The sequence below is a fragment of the Sphingobium lactosutens DS20 genome (assembly GCF_000445105.1).
In the GTDB taxonomy this organism is placed as follows: domain Bacteria; phylum Pseudomonadota; class Alphaproteobacteria; order Sphingomonadales; family Sphingomonadaceae; genus Sphingobium; species Sphingobium lactosutens.
The window spans coordinates 1-20,620 of sequence record NZ_ATDP01000054.1 but is presented as its reverse complement, the minus strand read 5'-3'; the positions used below and the strand labels follow the sequence as shown (position 1 = coordinate 20,620).

Annotated in this window: 16 protein-coding genes and 1 pseudogene; 9 read left to right on the top strand and 8 right to left on the bottom strand. The window is 61.4% G+C overall.

The annotated features are described in order from the left end of the window. From RLDS_RS31390 to RLDS_RS31380, 3 genes are all read left to right on the top strand, one after another. Nucleotides 1-1,220 (top strand): hypothetical protein (locus tag RLDS_RS31390; RefSeq protein ID WP_021224477.1); only part of this gene is annotated, 1,220 nt, incomplete at its 5' end. Nucleotides 1,221-1,292: 72 nt separating this feature from the next. After that, entirely contained in the window at nucleotides 1,293-1,604 is a 312-nt protein-coding gene (locus RLDS_RS55785) for a recombinase family protein (RefSeq protein ID WP_021224476.1), read from the top strand. A gap of 8 nt (nucleotides 1,605-1,612) precedes the next feature. Continuing rightward, nucleotides 1,613-4,618: a Tn3 family transposase gene (locus tag RLDS_RS31380; RefSeq protein ID WP_021224475.1), complete on the top strand. Its 3,006-nt coding sequence runs from the start codon at nucleotides 1,613-1,615 to the stop codon at nucleotides 4,616-4,618. 42 nt (nucleotides 4,619-4,660) lie between these two features. Here the strand turns inward: RLDS_RS31380 and RLDS_RS31375 are convergent, their stop codons facing one another. The 3 genes from RLDS_RS31375 to RLDS_RS31365 form a co-directional block, all read right to left on the bottom strand. Continuing rightward, nucleotides 4,661-4,939: a hypothetical protein gene (locus RLDS_RS31375; RefSeq protein WP_021224474.1), complete on the bottom strand. Its 279-nt coding sequence runs from the start codon at nucleotides 4,937-4,939 to the stop codon at nucleotides 4,661-4,663. A 125-nt stretch (nucleotides 4,940-5,064) separates the two neighbouring features. Next, the gene (locus RLDS_RS31370) at nucleotides 5,065-8,451 is read right to left on the bottom strand and encodes a UvrD-helicase domain-containing protein (protein WP_021224473.1); all 3,387 of its coding nucleotides are present in this window, start codon (nucleotides 8,449-8,451) and stop codon (nucleotides 5,065-5,067) included. Continuing rightward, complete coding sequence (locus RLDS_RS31365; RefSeq protein ID WP_031297330.1) at nucleotides 8,451-11,114, bottom strand: PD-(D/E)XK nuclease family protein; 2,664 nt, start codon at nucleotides 11,112-11,114, stop codon at nucleotides 8,451-8,453. The genes RLDS_RS31370 and RLDS_RS31365 overlap by 1 nt, the downstream gene beginning before the upstream one ends. Nucleotides 11,115-11,244: 130 nt before the next feature. Here RLDS_RS31365 and RLDS_RS31360 point away from each other — a divergent pair, with 130 nt between their 5' ends. Genes RLDS_RS31360 through RLDS_RS31340 form a run of 5 tightly spaced genes read left to right on the top strand, consistent with a single transcriptional unit; the run spans nucleotide 11,245 to nucleotide 14,621 of the window. Then, nucleotides 11,245-12,129, top strand: coding sequence for a WYL domain-containing protein (locus RLDS_RS31360; protein ID WP_021224471.1), 885 nt, complete (start codon nucleotides 11,245-11,247; stop codon nucleotides 12,127-12,129). After that, nucleotides 12,126-12,734, top strand: coding sequence for a DUF1819 family protein (locus RLDS_RS31355; protein WP_021224470.1), 609 nt, complete (start codon nucleotides 12,126-12,128; stop codon nucleotides 12,732-12,734). Before RLDS_RS31360 ends, RLDS_RS31355 begins: the two co-directional genes overlap by 4 nt. Nucleotides 12,735-12,736: 2 nt before the next feature. Next, entirely contained in the window at nucleotides 12,737-13,339 is a 603-nt protein-coding gene (locus tag RLDS_RS31350; protein ID WP_021224469.1) for a DUF1788 domain-containing protein, read from the top strand. Between the two features lie 60 nt (nucleotides 13,340-13,399). Beyond that, complete coding sequence (locus tag RLDS_RS31345) at nucleotides 13,400-13,891, top strand: DUF6079 family protein (RefSeq protein ID WP_236616782.1); 492 nt, start codon at nucleotides 13,400-13,402, stop codon at nucleotides 13,889-13,891. After that, on the top strand, nucleotides 13,857-14,621 hold the full coding sequence (locus RLDS_RS31340; protein ID WP_001389365.1) for an IS6-like element IS6100 family transposase: 765 nt from the start codon (nucleotides 13,857-13,859) through the stop codon (nucleotides 14,619-14,621). The genes RLDS_RS31345 and RLDS_RS31340 overlap by 35 nt, the downstream gene beginning before the upstream one ends. 262 nt (nucleotides 14,622-14,883) lie before the next feature. On the opposite strand, the gene RLDS_RS31335 is transcribed toward RLDS_RS31340, so the two are convergent. The 4 genes from RLDS_RS31335 to RLDS_RS31320 all read right to left on the bottom strand — a co-directional run bounded on the left by RLDS_RS31335 (nucleotide 14,884) and on the right by RLDS_RS31320 (nucleotide 18,517). Then, entirely contained in the window at nucleotides 14,884-15,600 is a 717-nt protein-coding gene (locus tag RLDS_RS31335; protein WP_021224467.1) for a dienelactone hydrolase family protein, read from the bottom strand. A gap of 15 nt (nucleotides 15,601-15,615) precedes the next feature. Then, a complete protein-coding gene (locus tag RLDS_RS31330; RefSeq protein ID WP_236616781.1) occupies nucleotides 15,616-16,548 on the bottom strand; it encodes a Bug family tripartite tricarboxylate transporter substrate binding protein in 933 nt (310 codons plus the stop codon). A gap of 77 nt (nucleotides 16,549-16,625) precedes the next feature. Further along, entirely contained in the window at nucleotides 16,626-17,738 is a 1,113-nt protein-coding gene (locus RLDS_RS31325; RefSeq protein WP_011489354.1) for a muconate cycloisomerase family protein, read from the bottom strand. Then, entirely contained in the window at nucleotides 17,735-18,517 is a 783-nt protein-coding gene (locus RLDS_RS31320) for a chlorocatechol 1,2-dioxygenase (protein WP_011489353.1), read from the bottom strand. Before RLDS_RS31320 ends, RLDS_RS31325 begins: the two co-directional genes overlap by 4 nt. Nucleotides 18,518-18,685: 168 nt before the next feature. On the opposite strand from RLDS_RS31320, the gene RLDS_RS31315 reads away from it, so the two are divergent. Further along, a complete protein-coding gene (locus tag RLDS_RS31315; RefSeq protein ID WP_021224465.1) occupies nucleotides 18,686-19,570 on the top strand; it encodes a LysR substrate-binding domain-containing protein in 885 nt (294 codons plus the stop codon). A gap of 143 nt (nucleotides 19,571-19,713) precedes the next feature. Here the strand turns inward: RLDS_RS31315 and RLDS_RS56630 are convergent. Continuing rightward, a pseudogene (locus tag RLDS_RS56630) lies at nucleotides 19,714-20,234 on the bottom strand (LysE family transporter). Between the last annotated feature and the right edge of the window lie 386 nt (nucleotides 20,235-20,620).

Genomic DNA, 20,620 nt, shown 5'->3' with positions numbered 1-20,620 from the left:
TCGTCGGCGATCATTGGGCCGGCGTGTTGTGGGGATGCGCGTTCGAGGATCTGCTCACGCGCACCATCGAACCCGGGGACCGGAACATTGTTGATGACTATATTCGGCGCCGGGGTTGGAACGAGAGCGGCTCGACCAAAATCTACCTGCGTGCCCTTCGATCGTCGGTGATGAGCCTCTACGAAGTCAGCGAGGTCGAGCCCGGGAGCGGCTTCCTTGTGCGCGACCTGATCCAGGGCGACGAGCCACTTCGAGTATCCGAGCGCAGCGCCTCGCAGACGCTGAAGCAATGGGACAGGATCGGTGCCCGCGTCGTGCAGGTCGGAGGCAAGCACCTCCTGTCGGGCGGCGTGCTGTCGTTCACGATGGAGGCGGCCGAGGCGCTCGTCGCCGATCTGCGGCGCTCGAAGGGCAAGCGCAGCCCGCGCACCGCGTTGAACCTAGACGCCGACGATCTTGCTGCGCTTCCAGCCCTCATCAGCACGGCATGGCTGTTCGATGTCGTTCCCAAGACCATGGGACCGGCGTCGATCCCTACGCTGCACAACAGTGATGGCGAGGAAGTGGTGTTCCACCGCGTGCGCTTTCCCTTCGCACGCGGCGTGACCCAGGCGCTGGTCGGTGAGCGGCTCGATACTATCCCTGCGCTTCAGCGGGAAACCACGCACTTCTGGAACTGGCTGGGCGAGGAACCGAACGGAATAGCGAAGAGCACCGGGCGTATGGCGTGGGGTGTGACGATGGCGGACGGCACCCCGGTGCTCGGCAATGTCGAATTGAAAGGCCGCGCCCTGATTCTCGCCGTCACCTCGGCCGAGCGGGCGAAACGCGGCACCGCGCTCATGACCGATGCGCTAGCCGGGTTGGTCGGCTCGCCGCTGACCACGATCGAGACGGTCGAACAGGCCATGGCGGCGCGGGCCGAGGGACTGACAATGTCCGAACCGGCACCCGCCATTGCGCCAGAGGTGGCAACCCCGCTCATCCATGCCATGCTCGACCGTCAGTACCGCGCGACGCTCGATGAACCCATCGGCATACTCGGCGACATCACCCCGCGCGCAGCCGTTCAAACGGCCGCAGGCCGGCACCGAGTAGCCGGGTGGCTCAAGCATCTCGAAAACCGCAGCAGCAGCCAACTCGACGCGAACGACCCGATGGCCACCTACGACTTCACCTGGATGTGGCGCGAACTTGGCATCGAGAACCTGCGCAAATAGTTGGCTACCCCTGACGTCGATGCCTACCGTGAATCTGTGTCCCTACAATGCACAGGGGCCGTTACGGGTCGGTTGGTATTCGGTATTTTCGCGACCCTGGCCGAGTTCGAGCGTGACCTGATCCATGAGCGCACCATGGCAGGGCTGGCTGCGGCCAGGGCGCGGGGCCGTGCAGGCGGGCGGCCACGGGTCATGACGAAGCAGAAGCTGAAGGCCGCGATGGCGCTGATGGCGGACCGCGACAATGCCGCACGCGATGTTGCGGTCCAACTCGGCGTGTCAGTGTCGACGCTTTATGCCTATGTCGATGCGAAAGGTCAGCCTCGAGAGCGTGCTAGCGAATTGCTGGGCAAGCGTGGGGTCCGGTCCAAAATAGCGGCATAGGCCGAGCGGTGCCAGTCAGCTTTCTCTCGGATGACCAGGCACAGCGCTATGGTCGCTTCGTCGGCGAGCCGACATCGGACCAGTTGGCGCGTCATTTTCATCTCGACGATGCAGACCGGACGTTCATCAGCGCACACCGCGGCGACCACAACCGGCTCGGCGTCGCGGTACAGCTTGGCTCTTTGCGGTTGCTCGGCACCTTTCTCGAAGATCCGGCACAGACGCCGGCGTCGGTCACGCGGTTCGCAGGCAGCCAACTGGCGATCGACAAGCCGGGCGAACTGATGGCCCAATATTGCGCGACCAAGGGACGATGGCGGCACGGTCCGCGCATCCGCGATCATTATGGCTACCGAGTTTTCTCCGATCCAAGCGTCGCGTTCCGATTGCACCGTTTCCTGTACGCGCTGTGCTGGACGGGCACCGATCGGCCATCGGCGCTCTTCGATGCGGCAGCGACATGGCTGATCGAATCCAAGGTGCTGTTGCCGGGCCTGTCCGTCCTGGAGCGCAATATCGCACGAGTCCGCACGCGGGTCGCGGCGCACGTTCATCGCCGCCTCATCGACAGGTTGACGCCGGAGCAACGCACCCGGCTCGACACACTGGTCGCCGTTACCGGGGACGGGCGGCAAAGCCCGCTCGACCGACTGCGTGACGGCCCATATCTGCAAAGCGGCCCCGAGATCAGCCGTGCAGTCGATCGGCTGACCGAAATCCGCACCTTTACAGCGGGCTTGCCCGAACTTGATCGCGTGCCGCCCAGTAAGGCGGTCGCCTTGGCACGATTTGCCGGTGCCGCGCGGGCCCAGGCCGTGGCCCGCCTTCCCGACGATCGGCGCGCGGCCACCCTGATTGCGTTCATCCGCACCCTCGAAGCGTCGGCCAGCGACGATATCATCGACCTGTTCGACGTGGTGTCGACCAGGATGTTCTCCAACGCGCGCATTAACGCCAGGGATGCCCGGATGCGCTCGTTGCGTGATCTCGATACCGCATCGCTCCGGCTTCGCGATGTCGGCGCCGTGCTGCTCGATGACAGCATCAGCGATGTGCAAGTGCGCGCGGCCGTGTTCGCGCTGGTCGACCGGGCAGCGCTGACCGACGCCGTCGCACAGGTGAACCTTCTCGCGCGGCCGAACGACGAGGGCTACTTTGTCGAGTTGCGCCAGCAGGCCGGCACGATGCGCTATCTGCCGAAGATGCTGGCAATGCTCGATCTTGCAGCCGCGCCCGCAGGACAGCCACTACTCGATGCGGTCGACCATCTGCGAAGGGTTCACAGGGGCGAGAAGCGCCGTGGACCTGCACCAACATCGTTCGTCCCCAAGGCATGGGGCCGCCAGCTGAAGGGCGATGACGGTACATTCGATCTGACCGGATACCGGCTTTGTACGATCGACCGGCTACGCCGCGCCATTCGGCGCCGCGACGTTTTTCCCGTACGCTCACTTCGCTATGCCGACCCGCGCAAAGGCCTCCTGACAGGAGCCGCCTGGGAAGCGGCACGACCGACCGTATGCCGGACGGTCGGCGTGGCGGTCGCTGGCGATGAGGAAGTCGCCAGGCTGTCTGCGCGGCTTGACCTCGCATACCACGAGACGGCCGCGCGTGTGCCGGATAATGATGCCGTGACCATCACGAGAACGGCGAACGGTGCCGAGCTTTCCATCGCGCCACTCGACAGGATCGACGAGCCGCTCAGCCTCACCGATCTCCACAAAGCGATCGATGCGCGGCTGCCACAGCTGGATCTTCCCGAACTGATTCTGGAGATGCACGCGCGAACCGGGTTCGCGGCGGCATTTACGCATGCCAGCGAGGGAAATGCACGCGCCGAGGATATAGCGACGACGATCTGCGCGGTGCTTGTCGCAGAGGCCACCAATACCGGGTTCGAGCCACTTGTCCGTCCCGAAGTGTCGGCGTTGCGCCGGTCCCGGCTGAGCTGGGTGAAGCAGAATTTCATACGGGCCGAGACGCTGACCGCCGCCAACGCGCTGCTGGTCGCCGCCCACAACAGGATACCACTGACCCGCGCCTGGGGTGGCGGCGAGGTCGCCTCTGCCGATGGACTGCGGTTCACCGTGCCGGTGCGCACGATCCATGCTGGCCCAAACCCGCGCTATTTCGGGCGCGAACGCGGCGTCACTTGGTACAATCTGGTTTCCGACCGCTTTTCCGGGCTGAATGCGGTGACGGTCCCCGGCACGTTGCGCGACAGCCTCTATCTGCTTGCCGTCGTGCTTGACCAGGAAACCGAATTGCAGCCCGGCGAGATCATGACCGATACAGCTGGCTACACCGACACGATCTTCGGCATCTTTCACCTGCTCGGGCTCCAGTTCTCGCCGCGAATTGCCGATATAGGCGGCGCGCGGTTCTGGCGTATCGATGGCAAGGCCGATTATGGCGCGCTGGATGACCTTGCGGCGAACAGGATCAACGTCAGGCTGATTGTCGAGCATTGGGATGATCTCCTTCGTCTGGCCGGATCGCTCAAACTCGGCGTCGTGCGCGCGACCGATCTCACCCGTGTCCTTCAGACCAATGATCGCCCCACCAGGCTGGCGCGCGCCCTTCAGGAGCTCGGCCGCCTCATCAAGTCGCTCTACATGCTGCGGTTCATTGATGACGAGACCTACCGGCGCCGCATCCTGGTCCAGCTCAACCGTGGCGAGAGCCGCCACCAGCTTGCCCGCACCATATTCCACGGCAAGCGGGGTGAACTTCGCCAGCGCTACCGCGAGGGACAGGAGGAGCAACTCGGCGCACTCGGGCTGGTCGTCAACCTGGTCGTGCTCTGGAACACGATCTACATCGACGCTGCGGTCAACCAGCTCCGCGCTGAAGGCCATCTAATCCTGGACGAGGACGTCGCACGCCTTTCGCCGCTTGGGTCCAAACACATCAATATGCTCGGGCGCTATGCTTTCACCATCCCCGACATGGTCGCACGCGGGGAGCTTCGGCCGCTCCGCGATCCCAGCGTCACAGGCATCGACAACGCGTGAGGCACCTTATGTAGGTTTTCTGTTCCGTTGCTACTCAAACCCCTAGAAGGTGGTATGCTTGTCCGCCTCATCCGCCGCGATCACCCTGGCAATAGCGGGTTCACGGGACAGGATTTGGTGGCCATTGAGCATTTCCCGACCGATCTCGTTGAGCTTCGCGACGGCTTTTTCGGTCGTCAGCGTATTCAGAGGGGCGAGGCTCTCCGCCGATGGCCCCTTGAAACGGGCAAGTTCTGCCCTGGCGCCGGCCGCTACGCGATCGAAGATGGTCAATGCTTCTCGTGCAATATCACCGTTATGTTCGTCGCGATTCAGGCTCAAAGCTGTTCCCCCCATGAGCCCCCATACTTGCAAGGAGGCAGCTCAAAATCCACCAGAACTCTCTCAGGATGCGCTATTAATTCTCGCGGCTGCGTATGTCGCACCCTGCTTCAAGACTGCGGGCCTCAAGCACTGGCTTGAACCTCGATTGTCTGCCCAGAAGTCACCATGACGATCAGCCCGCGTTCGGCGCCGGTCATGTCGAGATAGGCGCGAACCTGCGCGCGATAGTGCTCGATCGTCGGCGCGGTCGGCTGCACATCGCTTTTCCAGTCGATCACGACAGCAGGCTTGCCGTCGCTGTCGAAACTGGTCGCATCGGCAATACCGACCGTCGCCTCCTGAACCCCTTCGACGTTTACCGCCGCATAGACGGTCAGTTCAGGCACGAGACTAGGCCGCAGCTCGGCAATTTCCGGCAAGGTGAGGGTCCGCACCACACAGCCGGCGAGTTCGCTCGGGCTCAAGCCTTGCGCAGGATCGTCCATCACCGGCTTGCCGATTTCCGCGATCAGTGCCCGAGCCCGATCGCCTAACGCCGCCTCATCGGGATCGGTCTCGCCGGTCAGCACCTCTTCAAGCAGCTTATGGAGGATGAGCCCGCGCTCGCGCCCACCCTGAACGCCAAGCGCCGGCCCTTCGTTATCGGGCTGGCCGTCACCGCCAGACGCCCAGACCTCCACGGCTTCAGGCGTCAGTACCGGGCCGGCGTTGCTTTCATCGCGGCTCGGCGCGAGCCAGACCAGACGCTGGCGCTTATCGAGGATCGCAGCGGCTTCGGCGGCAAAGCTATCGCGGGTCTGGGCGTTGACTGCTTGTGCCGCTGCTGCGCCCATCCCTTCGGGCAGATGCGAAAGATCGAGCGCCGGCAGTTCGGCGAGCGACAGATCGACCAGCGAAATCCAGGCGGACTTGGACTGCGCCGCATCAAGACGCGGCAGCACCAGCAATTCGCGGGCACGGGTCGCCGCGACATACCAAAGACGGATACGTTCGCGGTCGAGTTCCGCTTTCTCGGCCTCGAGCACCGCTTCATAGCCTGCCGGCTTCACGCCGAAGACCGGGCAATAGAAGGTGTCGCTGTCGCGGTCGGTGACGGCGTTATCGGGCGCCTTGATCCCCGTCATCGTGTTGATGGGGACGACGATCGGCCATTCGAGCCCTTTGGCGGCGTGCATGGTGTATAGCGCAACCGCTTCTTCCTGCGCGTCCGGCCGCCCTTCGACGGCGCGTGCCTCATCGGTCCAAGCCGCCGTCATCGTTTCGGCAAAGGCGCGCAGGCCGCGTACCGCAAATGCCGAGGTTAGGCTCAGATAGAGATCAACATTGGCGAGCGCGCGCTCGGCCTGGCCGCGGTGACGCGCCATGAGGATGGGCCGGACCCGCAACGCATCGATTGCCTGGGACAGAAGCTCATGCGGCGTTGTGTTGTTGCTCTGACGCTGGAGTGCCTGGAGTTTTTCGATCGTGGCACGGGCCAGCGGATGCGCGATGTTGGCCGGATCGACGCCAAGGTCGAGGCGAGGAAGTTTGTCAGGTGCATCCTCGGCGCGGGGCAGCGCCCAGATGATGTCCAAGAGTTGCTCTTCGGTGAGACCGACAAGCGGCCCACGCAGCAGCGCGCCGAGCGCCAGCGTGTCGCGGCGATCGGCCAAGACGCGGGTGAGCGCGATCAAATCCTGAACTTCCTGGCGGCGGAACAGGCCTTTGCCGGCCTGCGTCGCGACCGGGATGCCATAGCGCTCCAGGGCTTCCTCATAGCGCCACAGGTCGCTGCCGGTGGGCGCAAGCAAGGCGATATCGCCCGGGCGGCACAGGCGCCCGGCGCCGGTGCGCCGATCGAGAATCATCTCGCTGCCGATAAGCCGGGCGCACATCTGCGCGACGGCTTCGGCCTCGCCATCGCGCTGTTGCTCGGCCGACGCTTTGCCGTCTTGGCCGGCGACCGCGACATCGAGTGCCGCGATACACAGCGCTTCCCCGCGATCAGCGTGAAACGAGTCGAGCGCCGTGAAGCCGGGTTGGCCGTCACTGGAGAGTGGCCCCTCGAACCGTTCGTTCACGAAGGTCAGGATCGGCGCACAGGACCTGAAATTGGTCGAGATCGACAGGACGCTCTTCTCGTCCTGGGCGACAAACGCCTCGCGGGCGCGGACATAGGCCGAAACATCAGCGCCTCGGAAACGGTAGATCGCCTGCTTTGGATCACCCACGAGGAAGAGGGCGCCGGGACGGATGACGAAACTGGCCCAATCACCGGGTTCACCAGCCTCGGGCGGTTCACCGCACAGGCGCCAGAAGATCTCGGTCTGGAGCGGATCGGTGTCCTGGAATTCATCGACCAGCACCTTCGCGAAGCGGCCGGCCAGCGCGCGGCGCACGTCATCGTGGTCGCGCAGGAGGCCACGCGCCGCGAAGATCAGATCGTCAAAATCGAGCAGCGCGGCGGACCGCTTATAATTCTGGAAATGGTCGAGCACGGGACGCACTTCGCCGATCAGGTCGGCGAGGACGCGGCTCGCGACATTCTGGGTGAGCGTCTGCCATGCCGCACAGCATGACGAATAGGCCGCTTCCGCTGCGAGATTGAGCCGCTCGCCGTCCGCTTTGGCGAGACCTTCGCGTTTGGCCGCATCGACCCATTTGCCCTTTTTCTTGAAGGCCAGGAACGTCCCGGCCTTGGTGCAAAGGTCGGGATGTGGCGGGACGGTCAGCAGTCGCACGAGCCCGGCGGGCGTATCGATGGCGGGGCCGCCATCAAGGCCATCCGCCATCTCCGCGAAGCGCTCAGCGAAGACCGCTGTCTCTTCTTCTACGGCCGGTGCGGTGCGTATGAACTCCACAAAATCCGCTGCCGTTGTCCGAAACGCCGCAAGATGCGGAGCGAGCAGGTCTGCCGCCGGGGCAGCGACGGTACGCCGCTTCCGGAGGTTATCGACGATCCGGTGGATGAGGCCGACCGTCTCGCCAGGGCTGTGGAGCACCATCTCCGCAATGAGGCCTCCTTCGGCGCCGGAGAGCCGTTCGCGTAGCCACGCATCGACGATCTCGATGAAAGCGAGGTCGGCCTGATTGCGGTCCATAACGCTCGCGCCGGGATCGATGTCGGCCTCGACCGGATAGGGTTTGATCAAGCGCTGGCAGAAGCCGTGAATGGTCGAGCAGGTGATCTCATCGATATTTGCCGCAGCGGCTGCGAGATGCGACTTGTGCTGTTTGGAGAGCCCATCGGGGAACGCGATCTTGAGTTCCGTCGGGATCGTACCGGCGGCAAGCTCGCTGACGAAATCGCGCACGCGCACAAGAAGCTCGCTGGCGGCCAGTTCGGTGAACGTCACCGCCGCGATCGACTTGGGAACCGTGCCTTGCGCCAGCATGGCGGCGATCCGGCCAGCCATGACGGCGGTCTTGCCCGAGCCAGCGCCCGCTTCGACGAGGAGCGACTGGTTATGGCTGCTGATCGCGGTGCGGCGGGCAGCGTCGTCCCGCAGGGTATTCAGAGCGGCGGTCATCACTGGGCCTCCCAAACCAGAGCGGCGTCGCCGACGAGGTCGGTAGCAGCGGGTGTTTTGCGTTTGCAGTAGGTAGCCCCGGCATTGGCGGGCAGCGCGAAGGCGAGATCGTCATATGTCCCGCCGGTATCCGGTCCGATCAGCGCATGGCCTGCGCTCAGGCTGGCGCTTGCGGACTGGAGATAGCCGGTAAGCTCGGCAAGCGTCGCTTCGGGGTCGACGAGCTGAAGATCGGTCTCGGTACGCGGATAAAGCAGCGAGGCGCTGATCGACACCTCCGCCCCCAGAAGGGCTTTTACGGCGAAGGCATAGAGGCAGCGCTGCAACTCGCGGCCACCGTCGATACTGATATCATCTTTCGGCGGTCGACCAGTCTTATAGTCGCGGACAAGCGCGCGCCGTCCATCGCCCGAAAGATCTAGCCGGTCGATATAGCCTTTAATTGCAAACCCGGTTCCGGGGATCGCGACCGGGGTTGCTCCATCCCATGGACTTTCGGCTCCGGTCTTGGGTTCAGCACCGCCAAAGGCGACTTCGCCGTAGGAACGAGCATCCTCCAGATGCTCGCCGCGATAGGCGAGTGCGCGTTGGGCAAGTGTGCGGGCATCATCGAGAGTGCGCCGCCAAATAACTGGCGGCGGGACGGCCCGCTCGCTTTCCCAGACGCCCGCAACATTCGCTGCAGCGGCTTCGATGGCGGCAGTAACCTGCGCATCGTCGGCATTGGCGAGGCCGCCATTCGCTTCCAGATCCTGAAGCGCGAGGTCGAGTGTCATGTGGACAAGATCACCCATCGACAGCGCGTCGAGCACCAGCGGGTCGGTGCCGCTCTCAGGCATCTGCAAGCGCATGCCATAGCGCCAGACGAAGCCCAACGGGCTACGCAGGAGCAGCCTCAGCGAGCTCGCCGACTGCACCCGTGCAAGGATCTCGAGCAGCAGCGGGTGGTCCGCGCGAACCAGTCCATCGTTCGGCGTGATCTCTATGCGATGCCAGTTGCGCCAAGCGGTGATTGCACTGGACGCCTGGCTGTCGCTGGCGAATTCGTCTGGCCGCGCCATCAGGCGGTCCGTTTCGCTGAAGGCATGTGCAGGTACAGCGTTTCGGCCGATGTAGCGTTCTTCAGTCACTGGCCCGAGCAATGCGCTGCGGCCAAGCAGGCGCCCTTCGCTGTCGCGCCGCGCACGCGACAGCGTGATCTCATTTTCGGTCGTCGCCAGAATGGTCGCGAAATCGCGCCGATCCGCAGCGCCGATCGGCAGAGGATCGAGTTCGGCAGTGGGAATGATATGATCAGAAATCAGACGATCTTCGGAAATTGCGCGAGGCCAGCGTGAGGAGTTGAGCCCGATGAGGCGGACATAGCGGCGCGGCGATGCCGCGAGTGCGCTTGCGGGCATCCATGCCGGCGATACGCAGGCTTCCAAGCCATCATCCTGCTTCAGGCTTTCAAGCGTCGTATCAAGCGACACCGAGGGGCCAGCAAGTAGTGCCTTGCGCCAGATTGAGAGCGCACGGCCGGTCAGGAACGTAGCGCCGATCTCGTCGGCTGCCATATGCCCCTTGGCGAGCAGATCGACGATCCCGCGCAGCGCTGGCGTATGATCCTGCTCGTCAGGCCAGTCCGCAGCTGTCAGGCGAGCGAGCAACCGATCCCAAGCGCTGAGGGAGGCCAGCGGCGCATCGGCAGGCAGAACGCGCAGCCACCCCTGCGGCAACGACTGGAACGGGCCGGTCTCCGACCCGCACAGTGCCGCGAGTCGGCGCATGCGGGTCTGCGAGAACCCGCGGATCAGAATATCAGCGAGCGCCGCTGCGGCCTGACCGTCGCGGTTTGTGGTGACTTTGATGCCATGGACGAAATGAAGGTCGATGTTGGCGTCTGCGCGCAGCGCGAGGAAGTGATCGTCATAGTCGCTGGTTGAGGCGGCAGCGATTGCGATGTCGGCAGGTTCGATGCCCTCCGTCACCATCAGTGCGCGCGCCCAGCGGATCGCCTCGACCGCTTCGTGATAGCCGGTGGCAGCGCTGACCATGTGCTGCTGAGGCATCCGAGCATCGGAACGACGCACCTCGATTTCGGTCTCATCGAGCCAATCCGGAACGGGGCGCGGTCCTGCGACCCATGCGACTGGCACATGCGCCGCAAGTGCCATCAGAAGTGGGCGCCAGCTCGGCGAAAGCTCGGTGATACCGACGATCTCGACGGAACCGAGGATCGCCGGAGCATGAACCAAGCGCTCGAGCGCAGCCGACACCAGATCGGCGGGTCGCATCATACCGGCCGGAAGCTGCTGCTGAACGGCCGCCTCAAGGCGTGCGATCGACTCGAGACGTGGATGTTCATGGGCCCGCGCGGCCAAGTCGATCCCCGAGCGCCAGGCCTTGTGGAGCGTATCGACTGCGGCATCGACCATGCCCGGCAACAGTTTAATGCCATCCAATTCGCCCAGAGGCGTTTCCGGCAAGACTGCCTGGATCGCAGCGCGCAAGCTCTCGTCGTCGATCGGTCGCGTGAAACCTCCGGCCAAGCGGACTGCGAGCTGTTCGAATGAAAGAATTTGCAGGCCGTGAAGTCGCCGCCGGGCAGCATCAAGACGCAATTGGCGCATCGCCAAACGACCATGCGCGATGATCGTGCTCCGATTAGGATTGGTGTTCACCGCCAACTTCCCCCTTTTGCCTTGCCGGTTCCGCTTGACGCGACTCCATCACATATATAAAAACTATACGGGCATTACAGATATGTCCATATAGTTTTTATCCCCTCGTGATGTGAAGGACCGGAAGCAGATGACCAGCGAGGGGCCAGCACTGAAGTGGGGCGTTGAACGCCGCCTCGAGTTCATCGAGTTCCGGCTGTTCTGGGAAGGCGGGGTCAATCGCTCTGACATCATCGATACATTTGACGTGTCGGTGCCGCAGGCATCGAAGGATTTGACACTCTATCAGGAGCGCGCTCCACACAATGCGCTCTATGACAAGAGCGCTCGTCGCTATGTGGCAGGCCCGGATTTCGAGCCCATCTTCCTGAAGCCTGACCCCTATGGTTATCTGTCACGCCTGCGGTCAGTCGCGGAGGGACTAATCGAACTGGACGAGTCCTGGATCACGCAGGTTCCCGATACCGATATCGCGCTGACGCCGCGCCGCGACATCGACGCCAGGGTGCTGCGCACAATATTGGGTGCGGTGCGTGACGTTCGGTCAGTCGATGTCCACTACCAGTCTATGAGCAAAGATCGGCCCGATCCCATCTGGCGCCGCATTACGCCCCATGCCTTCGGCTATGATGGCTTTCGCTGGCATGTGCGCGGCTATTGCCACATGAACGAAAAGTTCAAAGACTTTCTCCTGCCGCGTATCCTTGATGTAGGCGAGCTTGGCGATGCTGGCGCGAAAGCCGACCAAGACGCGCTCTGGCAGGAGCACTTTGCCATTGAGGTAGGTCCGCATCCTGACCTGACCGCGAGCCAAAAGGCCGTAGTCGCCAAGGACTATGGGATGGTGGACGGGGCAGCCGTGATGACTGTTCGTTACGCAATGCTTTTCTATGTGCTGAAACGCCTCGGACTCTTGGGCGACGCCGCCCAGCTACCCGCTCGCAGTCAACATATTGTCGTCGTCAACAGAACTGACACGGTAGCGGCGCTTGAAAAGGCGGAGTTCGCACTGTGAATTCTGCCGATAGCGTACAAAATTACCGTATGTCATTCAGCGTTGGTGGGCTAATGCTTAATGAGAGCATAGCGATCGCCGGCGCTTATCTACCCGGTGAGACCTGGGCTAGCGCTCGCGAACGTTTGCTGGCGCAAGGCGCGTCTTCGTTACCCAAATTGGCCTCCCAAACCCGCGCTCTACGTGAGGTGTACGACCGGATAGGTTATCTCTCCGATGCTGAACGCCATCACCTGTTGGCAGAGGCGGATCGAACCGAGCAGCAGGCTGTCATGTGGCTCGCGATCTGTAGGACCTATCGCTTTGTCCGGGAATTTGCGGTCGAGGTAATCAATGAGCGCTACGAATCCTGGCGGCTTGACCTAGGCTACGAGGTGTTTGATCGATTTCTCGCGGATAAAGCGGAATGCGATCCGAGCCTCGCCGCGCTTTCATCATCAACGGCTGCCAAATTGCGGCAAGTCCTGTTTCGGATCTTGCGCGAAGCGGGATTAAGGAGCGCCGAAGGCAGAATTCAGCCGGTCTGGTTGTCGGGGCGCATGAAGCGACTGATTGAGGAAAGTAATCCGTTGGATTTACGGATTTTTCCCGGGAATGGGGGATAATTGTGGGCACGAAAACTGATCGGCGCGCCCGCGCCGAGCACCTGTTCAGGGTGATTTCCAGCGAACGGTTCTTGCAGAAGCAAGGGTTGGGCAACGAGGTTCCCTTCTTCATCTGCGCATTCGATGCCGAAGATGGTCTGAACCTGGGCGAGGATCGCACAGATTTGATCGCCCGGTTGGGGCATGCCGGTGTCTGCGTCCTTGATATCGATCTCTATGACCTTTCACTCAGTATCCTCAAGGACCGAGGAATCTTCGAGCAGATTCTTGAGGTGGAAGCCGAAACGGAAAAGGCGGAGCTCAAGGAGCTGTTGCAGGGCGTTCTGGACCCGCAGGCGCACCTTATACCAGAGATCGCGCGGCGCATTAAAGAAACCCCGCACGACGTGATTTTCCTGTCAGGCGTAGGCGAGGTTTACCCCTACCTGCGGTCGCACAACGTACTCAACAACCTGCAAAGCACCGCGAAAGACCGACCAACAGTCATGTTCTTTCCGGGAAAATACACGCACGCGTTGGCGACCGGAGCATCGCTGGAATTGTTCGGCTTGCTGCATGACGACAAATATTACCGCGCGTTCAATATCATGAATTACGAGGTCTGACCGATGGCTACTCTGCTACGTGACATCTTTGCCAAGCCGGTCGACCGTTCGATCGATGGGGTGATCAAGGCTGACGACAAGGCCAGCCTCCTGACCGAGCTTGATGAATATGTCATCACCAACGAGATCGGCGCCCGACTGGAGCAATTCCTCGACGCCTACAACAACTATGATACCGCCAACGGTGTGTGGATATCGGGCTTCTTCGGGTCAGGTAAGTCCCACCTGCTGAAGATGCTCGCCCTGCTGCTAGAGAATGACGAGGTCGAGGGACAACGTCCCGTCGAGATCTTTGAGCGCAAGCTTGAGGGCAATCCGATGCTGGCGGGTGCGCTGCGCAAGGCCGTGTCGATTCCGTCCCGGTCGGTCTTGTTCAATATCGACCAGAAGGCCGATGTGATCTCGAAGACGGATGTCGATGCGCTTCTGGCGGTCTTCCAGAAGGTCTTTGACGAGGGCTCTGTTGCAAAAATCGTGAAGCTTGAGCATGCTTGGCGGAGATTGGACGGACGGAACGATGACGGATTTCAAGTGGCGCCATTTCCAGGGTGATGTGATCCTGTGGGCGGTGCGCTGGTATTGTCGCTATCCGATCAGCTATCGCGACCTTGAGGAAATGCTGGCGGAACGCGGCATTTCGGTCGACCATACGACGATCTATCGCTGGGTCCAGTGCTACGCCCCGGAGATGGAGAAGCGGCTGCGCTGGTTCTGGCGGCGTGGCTTTGATCCGAGCTGGCGCCTGGATGAAACCTACGTCAAGGTGCGGGGCAAGTGGACCTACCTGTACCGGGCAGTCGACAAGCGGGGCGACACGATCGATTTCTACCTGTCGCCGACCCGCAGCGCCAAGGCAGCGAAGCGGTTCCTGGGCAAGGCCCTGCGAGGCCTGAAGCACTGGGAAAAGCCTGCCACGCTCAATACCGACAAAGCGCCGAGCTATGGTGCAGCGATCACCGAATTGAAGCGCGAAGGAAAGCTGGACCGGGAGACGGCCCACCGGCAGGTGAAGTATCTCAATAACGTGATCGAGGCCGATCACGGAAAGCTCAAGATACTGATCAAGCCGGTGCGCGGTTTCAAATCGATCCCCACGGCCTATGCCACGATCAAGGGATTCGAAGTCATGCGAGCCCTGCGCAAAGGACAGGCTCGCCCCTGGTGCCTGCAGCCCGGCATCAGGGGCGAGGTGCGCCTTGTGGAGAGAGCTTTTGGCATTGGGCCCTCGGCGCTGACGGAGGCCATGGGCATGCTCAACCACCATTTCGCAGCAGCCGCCTGATCGGCGCAGAGCGACAGCCTACCTCTGACTGCCGCCAATCTTTGCAACAGAGCCAAAGCGGGTACATGCATGGTCGCACCATCGTAGAAGGCTGCCACGTGGCCGATGACCGGCTCGGCTACTTGCCGTCCCAGGGGCGCCTGCTCAGGCGTGGTCAACACGAGCGCCCGGTCAATGCCGAGACGTTCCAGTTCCTGCGGCAATCGGGCGAGGCTGTCGGGTCCAAAAATCACCCGCGGGGAACGATAGTCGTGAATGAAATTCATGGCTTCTTGCTCTGCAAGGGCGCCAGGAAATCCAGTGTACGTTCGTTGGCCAACGCCGCGGCACTCGCCACATAGCCCGAACTGCTCGTCCTGGCGAACGAGTGTCCGGCCTCTTCGTACCAGTGCACTTGCAGCAATGGATTGGCACCGAAGCCTTCAGTAATCAGCTGGCGGCTTGGCGCGGGCACGAAGTGGTCTTGGCCGCCCATGTGAAACAACGCCGGATGCTTGACTTCCGGGACCTTGTTGAGCTGCTTCTCCAGTCCAACACCGTAGTAGCCTACGGCGCGATCCACGTATCCTTTGGCGGCCACTAGAAAGGCAAGCGCACCGCCCAGGCAATACCCCACCAATCCCACCTTGCCGTTGCTGTAGGGTTGGTGTCGCGCATAGCGGATAGCAGCCTCCAGATCGCCCACGCCGGCCTCCATGTCGAAGGCCTGCCAGAGCTTGTAGGCTTGCTCTCTCTGCGCCTCATCCTGCGGATCGAGTGCTGTACCTGGCGCCTGGCGCGCGTACAGATCAGGGCAAACTGCCGCATACCCCTGGTCGACCAGCCATGACACCGTTTCTCGCATGAACGCGTTCACACCAAATATTTCTTGAGCGATCACAATCACGGGAGCGGGCGCTTTGGCCGGCGAGCCCACGAGCGCGCCGAATGTATGCCCGTCATACGATTGAATCGATATCCCTTCAGTCAACATCTTCATCTCTCCGATTACAGTTCATTGGGTGTTGAGTCGATGGTGGACGATCAACTGGCCCCATCGGTCGATCTCGTTGTCCCATAAGACGCCCAGAGCTTGCGATGTTCCCCCCTGCGCTGAAGCGCCGATATCCGCCAGCGCCTTTTGTACCTCCGGGGTCTTCAGTGCTTCATTCATTGCTGTGTTGAGCACCTTGACGATGTCCGGCGAGGTACGTGACGGCACAAATAAGCCAAACCATGTCAGGACCTCGAACTTCGGAAGGTCGGCTGCTTGCGCCAGGGGAGGAATCCCAGGCAATGAGGGCGCGGGTTGCAAGCTGGTGACACCCAGCGCACGCACCCGTCCAGATTTGATAAACGACTGCTGTGCGGTGATCGAATCGACCATCATGGAGACTCGCCCCGCGATCAGGTCGGCGGCAGCTGGCGTGCTCCCTTTGTAGGGCACGTGGAGCAGGTCAACCCCGGCCTGAGCGGCCAGCAGAGCGGCCGCCAGATGGATCGACGTCCCCATGCCTGCAGAGGCGAATGACACCTTACCGGGGTTGGCCTTTGCGTACGCTAGTAGGCTCCTGGCATCCTTGTATGGGGAATCAGCCGGCACCACTAGAACGCTGGGGATAGTTGCCAACAGCGCCACGGGGGCAAATGCTTTCCGAGCATCGTAGGCGACGTTCGGATAAAACCACTTGTCCACTGCCAGCCCTGTCGAGTTCACCAGCAGCGTATAACCGTCAGCCGGGGAGCGCGCGACCTCCGCGCTGCCGATGATCCCGCCCGCGCCCGGACGATTCTCCACTGTCACCGGCTGCCCCAGCGTTTGCGACACGCGCTGGGCCAAGACACGAGAAACCATGTCGATTGCACCGCCCGGCGGGAATGGAACGATCCATCGAATGGGCTTGCTCGGGTAGTCTGCAGCACTCGCCGTTACTGCCAGCAAGCTCAAGCCTACGCAGCCTAGCCAGACGACCAAACGAATTGATAAACGAGACAACATGGTGATTTTCCCCTAACTGACTTCAATCAACCCGCGCGGGTGAAGTGGCGCAGCTTGTCCGGATCGATATCAACACCCAACCCAGGACCCGAGGGCAACCGAATCTCGAAGTCCTTGATCTCGAGTTGGGTCTGCGTAAGCGTGTCGGCTAACACCCAGGGCCCTAGCAGTTCACATCCGAAGGGCATCGTCGGCAATGTGGCATACACATGGAGAGCAGCAGCGGTGCCGATTGATGAATCCAACATGGTGCCCCCATAGGACGCAATGCCCGAGGCTTCCGCGATCGCAGCGACCTTGAGGGTATTTGCCACCCCGCCCATGTTGCACAGCTTCAGCGAGAAGGCGTCGACGCAATGATGGCGCGCCAGTTCGAAGGCGGACGCCAGCGAGCTCAGGCTTTCATCGGCCAGGATGGCCACCCCGTTGTCGGCCGACAGGCGCCGAAGCGCATCGAAGTTGCTGCGTGCCACCGGCTGTTCGACCAGTTCGACACCGGCCGCCTCCAGGCGCGGAATCCACACCGATGCCGTGTTCTCATCCCAGGCCTGGTTGATATCGACCCGCACCGCAGCACGGTCACCGACGCGCTCGATAATCTTCTCGATATGGCGCAAATCATCTGCCGGGGAGCGCACGCCAAGCTTGATCTTGAACCGGTTGTGCCGGCGCCGCTCGATCATTTCCTCGGCGATTGCGATGTCCCGCTGCGTGTCGCCGCTCGCCAGGGTCCAGGCAATGGGGATGCCCTGCTGGATCGCGCCGCCGATCAAATCGCTCAGCGGCAGGTTCAGAGAGCGTGCCTTCAGATCATGCAGCGCAACGTCGATGGCCGCCTTGGCCGAATAGTTTCCGGTTACGGCGCGCTCCATTAAGTGCTGGAGCTCTCGCAGATTTGTCGCGTCCTTGCCGATCAGGAGCGGCGCCAAGTACGTTTCGATGATGACCTTGATGGTTTCAGCGCATTCGGAACTCCAAGTCGGCCCACCTACGCTGCTGCCCTCGCCGATGCCGACAAGCCCGCCCGCACGGATCTGCACGATCGCATAGCTCTGCTTCTGCACCGTGGTAAACGACATCTGGATGGGACGCGAAGCTGGGACGTCCACCAGCGTCACATCGATCGCTTCGATCTTCATGCCACTGTCTCCGTAGCCGACTTGCGTTGCTCGGCCTGCTCACGCTCGATTACGAAGTCCAGGGTCATGACCCGCACCCCGTCCTCGATCGTCTCGGGCGTAATCAGGTCGGGGGTGACGCCGTGACAGCAGTCATCGTCCACCCATTTGCCCCCTTCGAAGTAGTATTGCGTGGTCAACGGTTCGAAACCGTCCTTGCGCACCTTGAAGTGCACGTGCGCCGGACGCCAGGTATGGCTGCCCAGGTGGCCCAGCAGACGCCCAGTCGGCCCCTCGTAGGGGATCTGGTATGGCACTGGCATCGTGGTGCGCACGCGATAGTTGCCCTGGGAATCCGTCACGAGTTTTCCGCGGTAGTAGTCCACGGGGATGTTGTCGTGGATCCCGCTGTACAAGCCATCAGGCGTCGAGTGCCACACGTCGATGACAGCGCCAGCGAGCAACTCGCCCGTGTCCGAGCGCACCGTACCGCGAATGATCAGCGGTTTGTGGTCGTCGGTATCGTAGGTCTTGAGGACGCCTTCAACTACAGGAGCACCTTCCAGGAAGTACGGCCCCTGGATCGCAGGCGCAGAGGTCCGCGAGCGCTGCGCCTTGCCTTCGATGATGGTGCTGTTCAGGAAAACGTCCAGAAGCAGCGCGGTTTCCCGCGTCTGTGCGACCTCGGTGAGATAGTCGACACCCGCGCGGTATTCGGCTTCCGTGACGCGCTTGTCCAGCAAAATTTTGCGTACTGCCTCGACGATCGCGCCTGCGACCTCGGCAACTCGTTTATCCATGACTCGTCTCCTTTCAAGATCTCATGGTTGAAACACCGATGAGTTGGTGCTTCAAACATGAATGCTAAGATTCGCGTGTCATGCGGTCCAATACTTTTTTTAGCCTTTGCAATACGGGATCGGTATGGCTTAGCGGTGTTCACCCCTAGGGAAAACCAGAGGTCTTAAATGGAATTTCGGCAGCTTCGCTATTTCATCGCGGTCGCAGAAGAGGGAAATATCGGTGCTGCGGCAAGACGCCTGCATATTTCCCAGCCGCCCATTACCCGCCAAATACAGGCCCTGGAACAGGATCTCGGCGTGGTGCTGTTTGAACGCACGCACCGCGGCGTCGAATTGACGGCAGCGGGTACAACATTTTTAGAGGATGCCAGGCGCCTACTGCACGTTACCGAGATCTCAAGGGTGAGATCACGTGCAGCATCGCGCGGTGAAATCGGGGAATTGCGCGTCGCCTATTTCGGAACCGTCGTTTTGCATACGCTACCGCTGCTGCTGCGGCAACTCTTGTCGGTTGCTCCCTCGGCAACTGTGTCCTTGACGCAGATGAGCAAGAACCGCCAGATTGAAGCGCTGGACGCTGGCACCATCGATATCGGGTTCGGGCGTTTCTACCCCTATCAGGAGGGTGTAGTTGTCCGAAACGTAACCAATGAGAGGCTATTTCTGGGTGCGCAAAAGTCGCGCGCTCGCTCGTTTGGTGAGCAAGTTCATTGCAGCGCGCTTCGTAACGAGCCCTTGATCCTGTTCCCGCGAGAAGGACGCCCCAGTTTCGCAGCCGAAGTCATCGGCGTATTCAAAAACGCGCGAGTGGAGCCAAAGGTTGTCGCCATAGTTGAAGACGTCAATGCAGCCATGGCTCTGGCGTTGGCCGGCGTCGGCGTGACAATTGTTCCCGAGACAGTAGCCATGATTTCGTGGCCTGACTTCGGCTTCACTGAACTCGTGGGCTCCAAGGCCACTGTACCGGTCAGTTGTATCTACCGTCACGATCACATTGCGCCGATTCTGAAAACATTCTTGAACTTGCTACCTATTCGAGAATCGCAATAGATGCCAATCGTTAGGTTGTCGACCCCGCAATTCGGCATAACACTGGCCGTAAAGCGGGCATCAATCGCTGTACTCCAACTCTTACTGCGACATGGCTCACGCTAAAAGGAAGGCACGCGCAGCGAGGGCAATGCCCGACGCAATCAGCGCCGGGCCACCGCTATCAGTACTCCGAAGCCGACCAGCCGCCCGCCGAAGGCACGGTCGATCCAATGGCGGAAAGCCAGCAGACGATCGCGCACGGCACCGGCAGAGAAGCATAAGGCCACCAGGCTAAACCAGCCCATGTGCGCCGCAGCGATGAAAGCGCCATAGCCAATCTGCACTGCCAGCGGAGTGTCGGGCCGCACCACCTGCATAAACAGGCTGACGATGAATACCGTGGCTTTGGGGTTCAGCGTATTGGTCAGGAAACCGGTACGCAGCGCAGCGCCATCCGAGAGCGGTGCCATACGCTTTTCGGTCAGTGCGCCGCCAGCTTTCGTGCACAGCATTTTTATGCCGAGATAAATTAGATAGGCAGCACCGACCAGTTGATGGTGTTAAACAACCAAAGCGATTGCTGGATTAGCAGGCCCACGCCGATCAACGTATAGGTGATATGTACCAGTATGCCTAAGCCTATGCCCAATGCGGTCAGCACGCCCGCGCGGCGCGACAGCATCAAGCTATTGCGCGTAACCGTTGCAAAGTCCGGCCCAGGGCTGATGACGGCCAGCAAGGTGATTGTGACGACAGCTATTAATTCGGTCATTGGCGTATCCGGTCGGAAACAATGAAATTAAGGCAGATGATATTCAAAATCAACGTGAAGGAATATCGATCTTTCCGGCCAATAATGGAGAACTGAATTCGACATCTTCCGGTACGCGTCAGCCTTCCTAGCGGGTGCTACGCTGTTTCGAGGCTGCCGCCCACTTGGAGAATTCAGCCGTGCGATGGTCGAGTCGCATCTAACCCACGGCGCAGTCAACCGCGTGGCACGTTCACTCGAAAACGCATCGCGGTAGCGTGAGCAGCGTAGCCGGCGCGTCCTCCTGCACAAAGGGG

Excerpts from the sequence above, each read along its gene's own strand:
- RLDS_RS31370 (WP_021224473.1), bottom strand. The coding sequence starts at position 8,451 with ATGACCGCCGCTCTGAATACCCTGCGGGACGACGCTGCCCGCCGCACC.
- RLDS_RS31360 (WP_021224471.1), top strand. The coding sequence starts at position 11,245 with ATGACCAGCGAGGGGCCAGCACTGAAGTGGGGCGTTGAACGCCGCCTC.
- RLDS_RS31340 (WP_001389365.1), top strand. The coding sequence starts at position 13,857 with ATGACGGATTTCAAGTGGCGCCATTTCCAGGGTGATGTGATCCTGTGG.
- RLDS_RS31335 (WP_021224467.1), bottom strand. The coding sequence starts at position 15,600 with ATGAAGATGTTGACTGAAGGGATATCGATTCAATCGTATGACGGGCAT.
- RLDS_RS31325 (WP_011489354.1), bottom strand. The coding sequence starts at position 17,738 with ATGAAGATCGAAGCGATCGATGTGACGCTGGTGGACGTCCCAGCTTCG.
- RLDS_RS31320 (WP_011489353.1), bottom strand. The coding sequence starts at position 18,517 with ATGGATAAACGAGTTGCCGAGGTCGCAGGCGCGATCGTCGAGGCAGTA.
- RLDS_RS31315 (WP_021224465.1), top strand. The coding sequence starts at position 18,686 with ATGGAATTTCGGCAGCTTCGCTATTTCATCGCGGTCGCAGAAGAGGGA.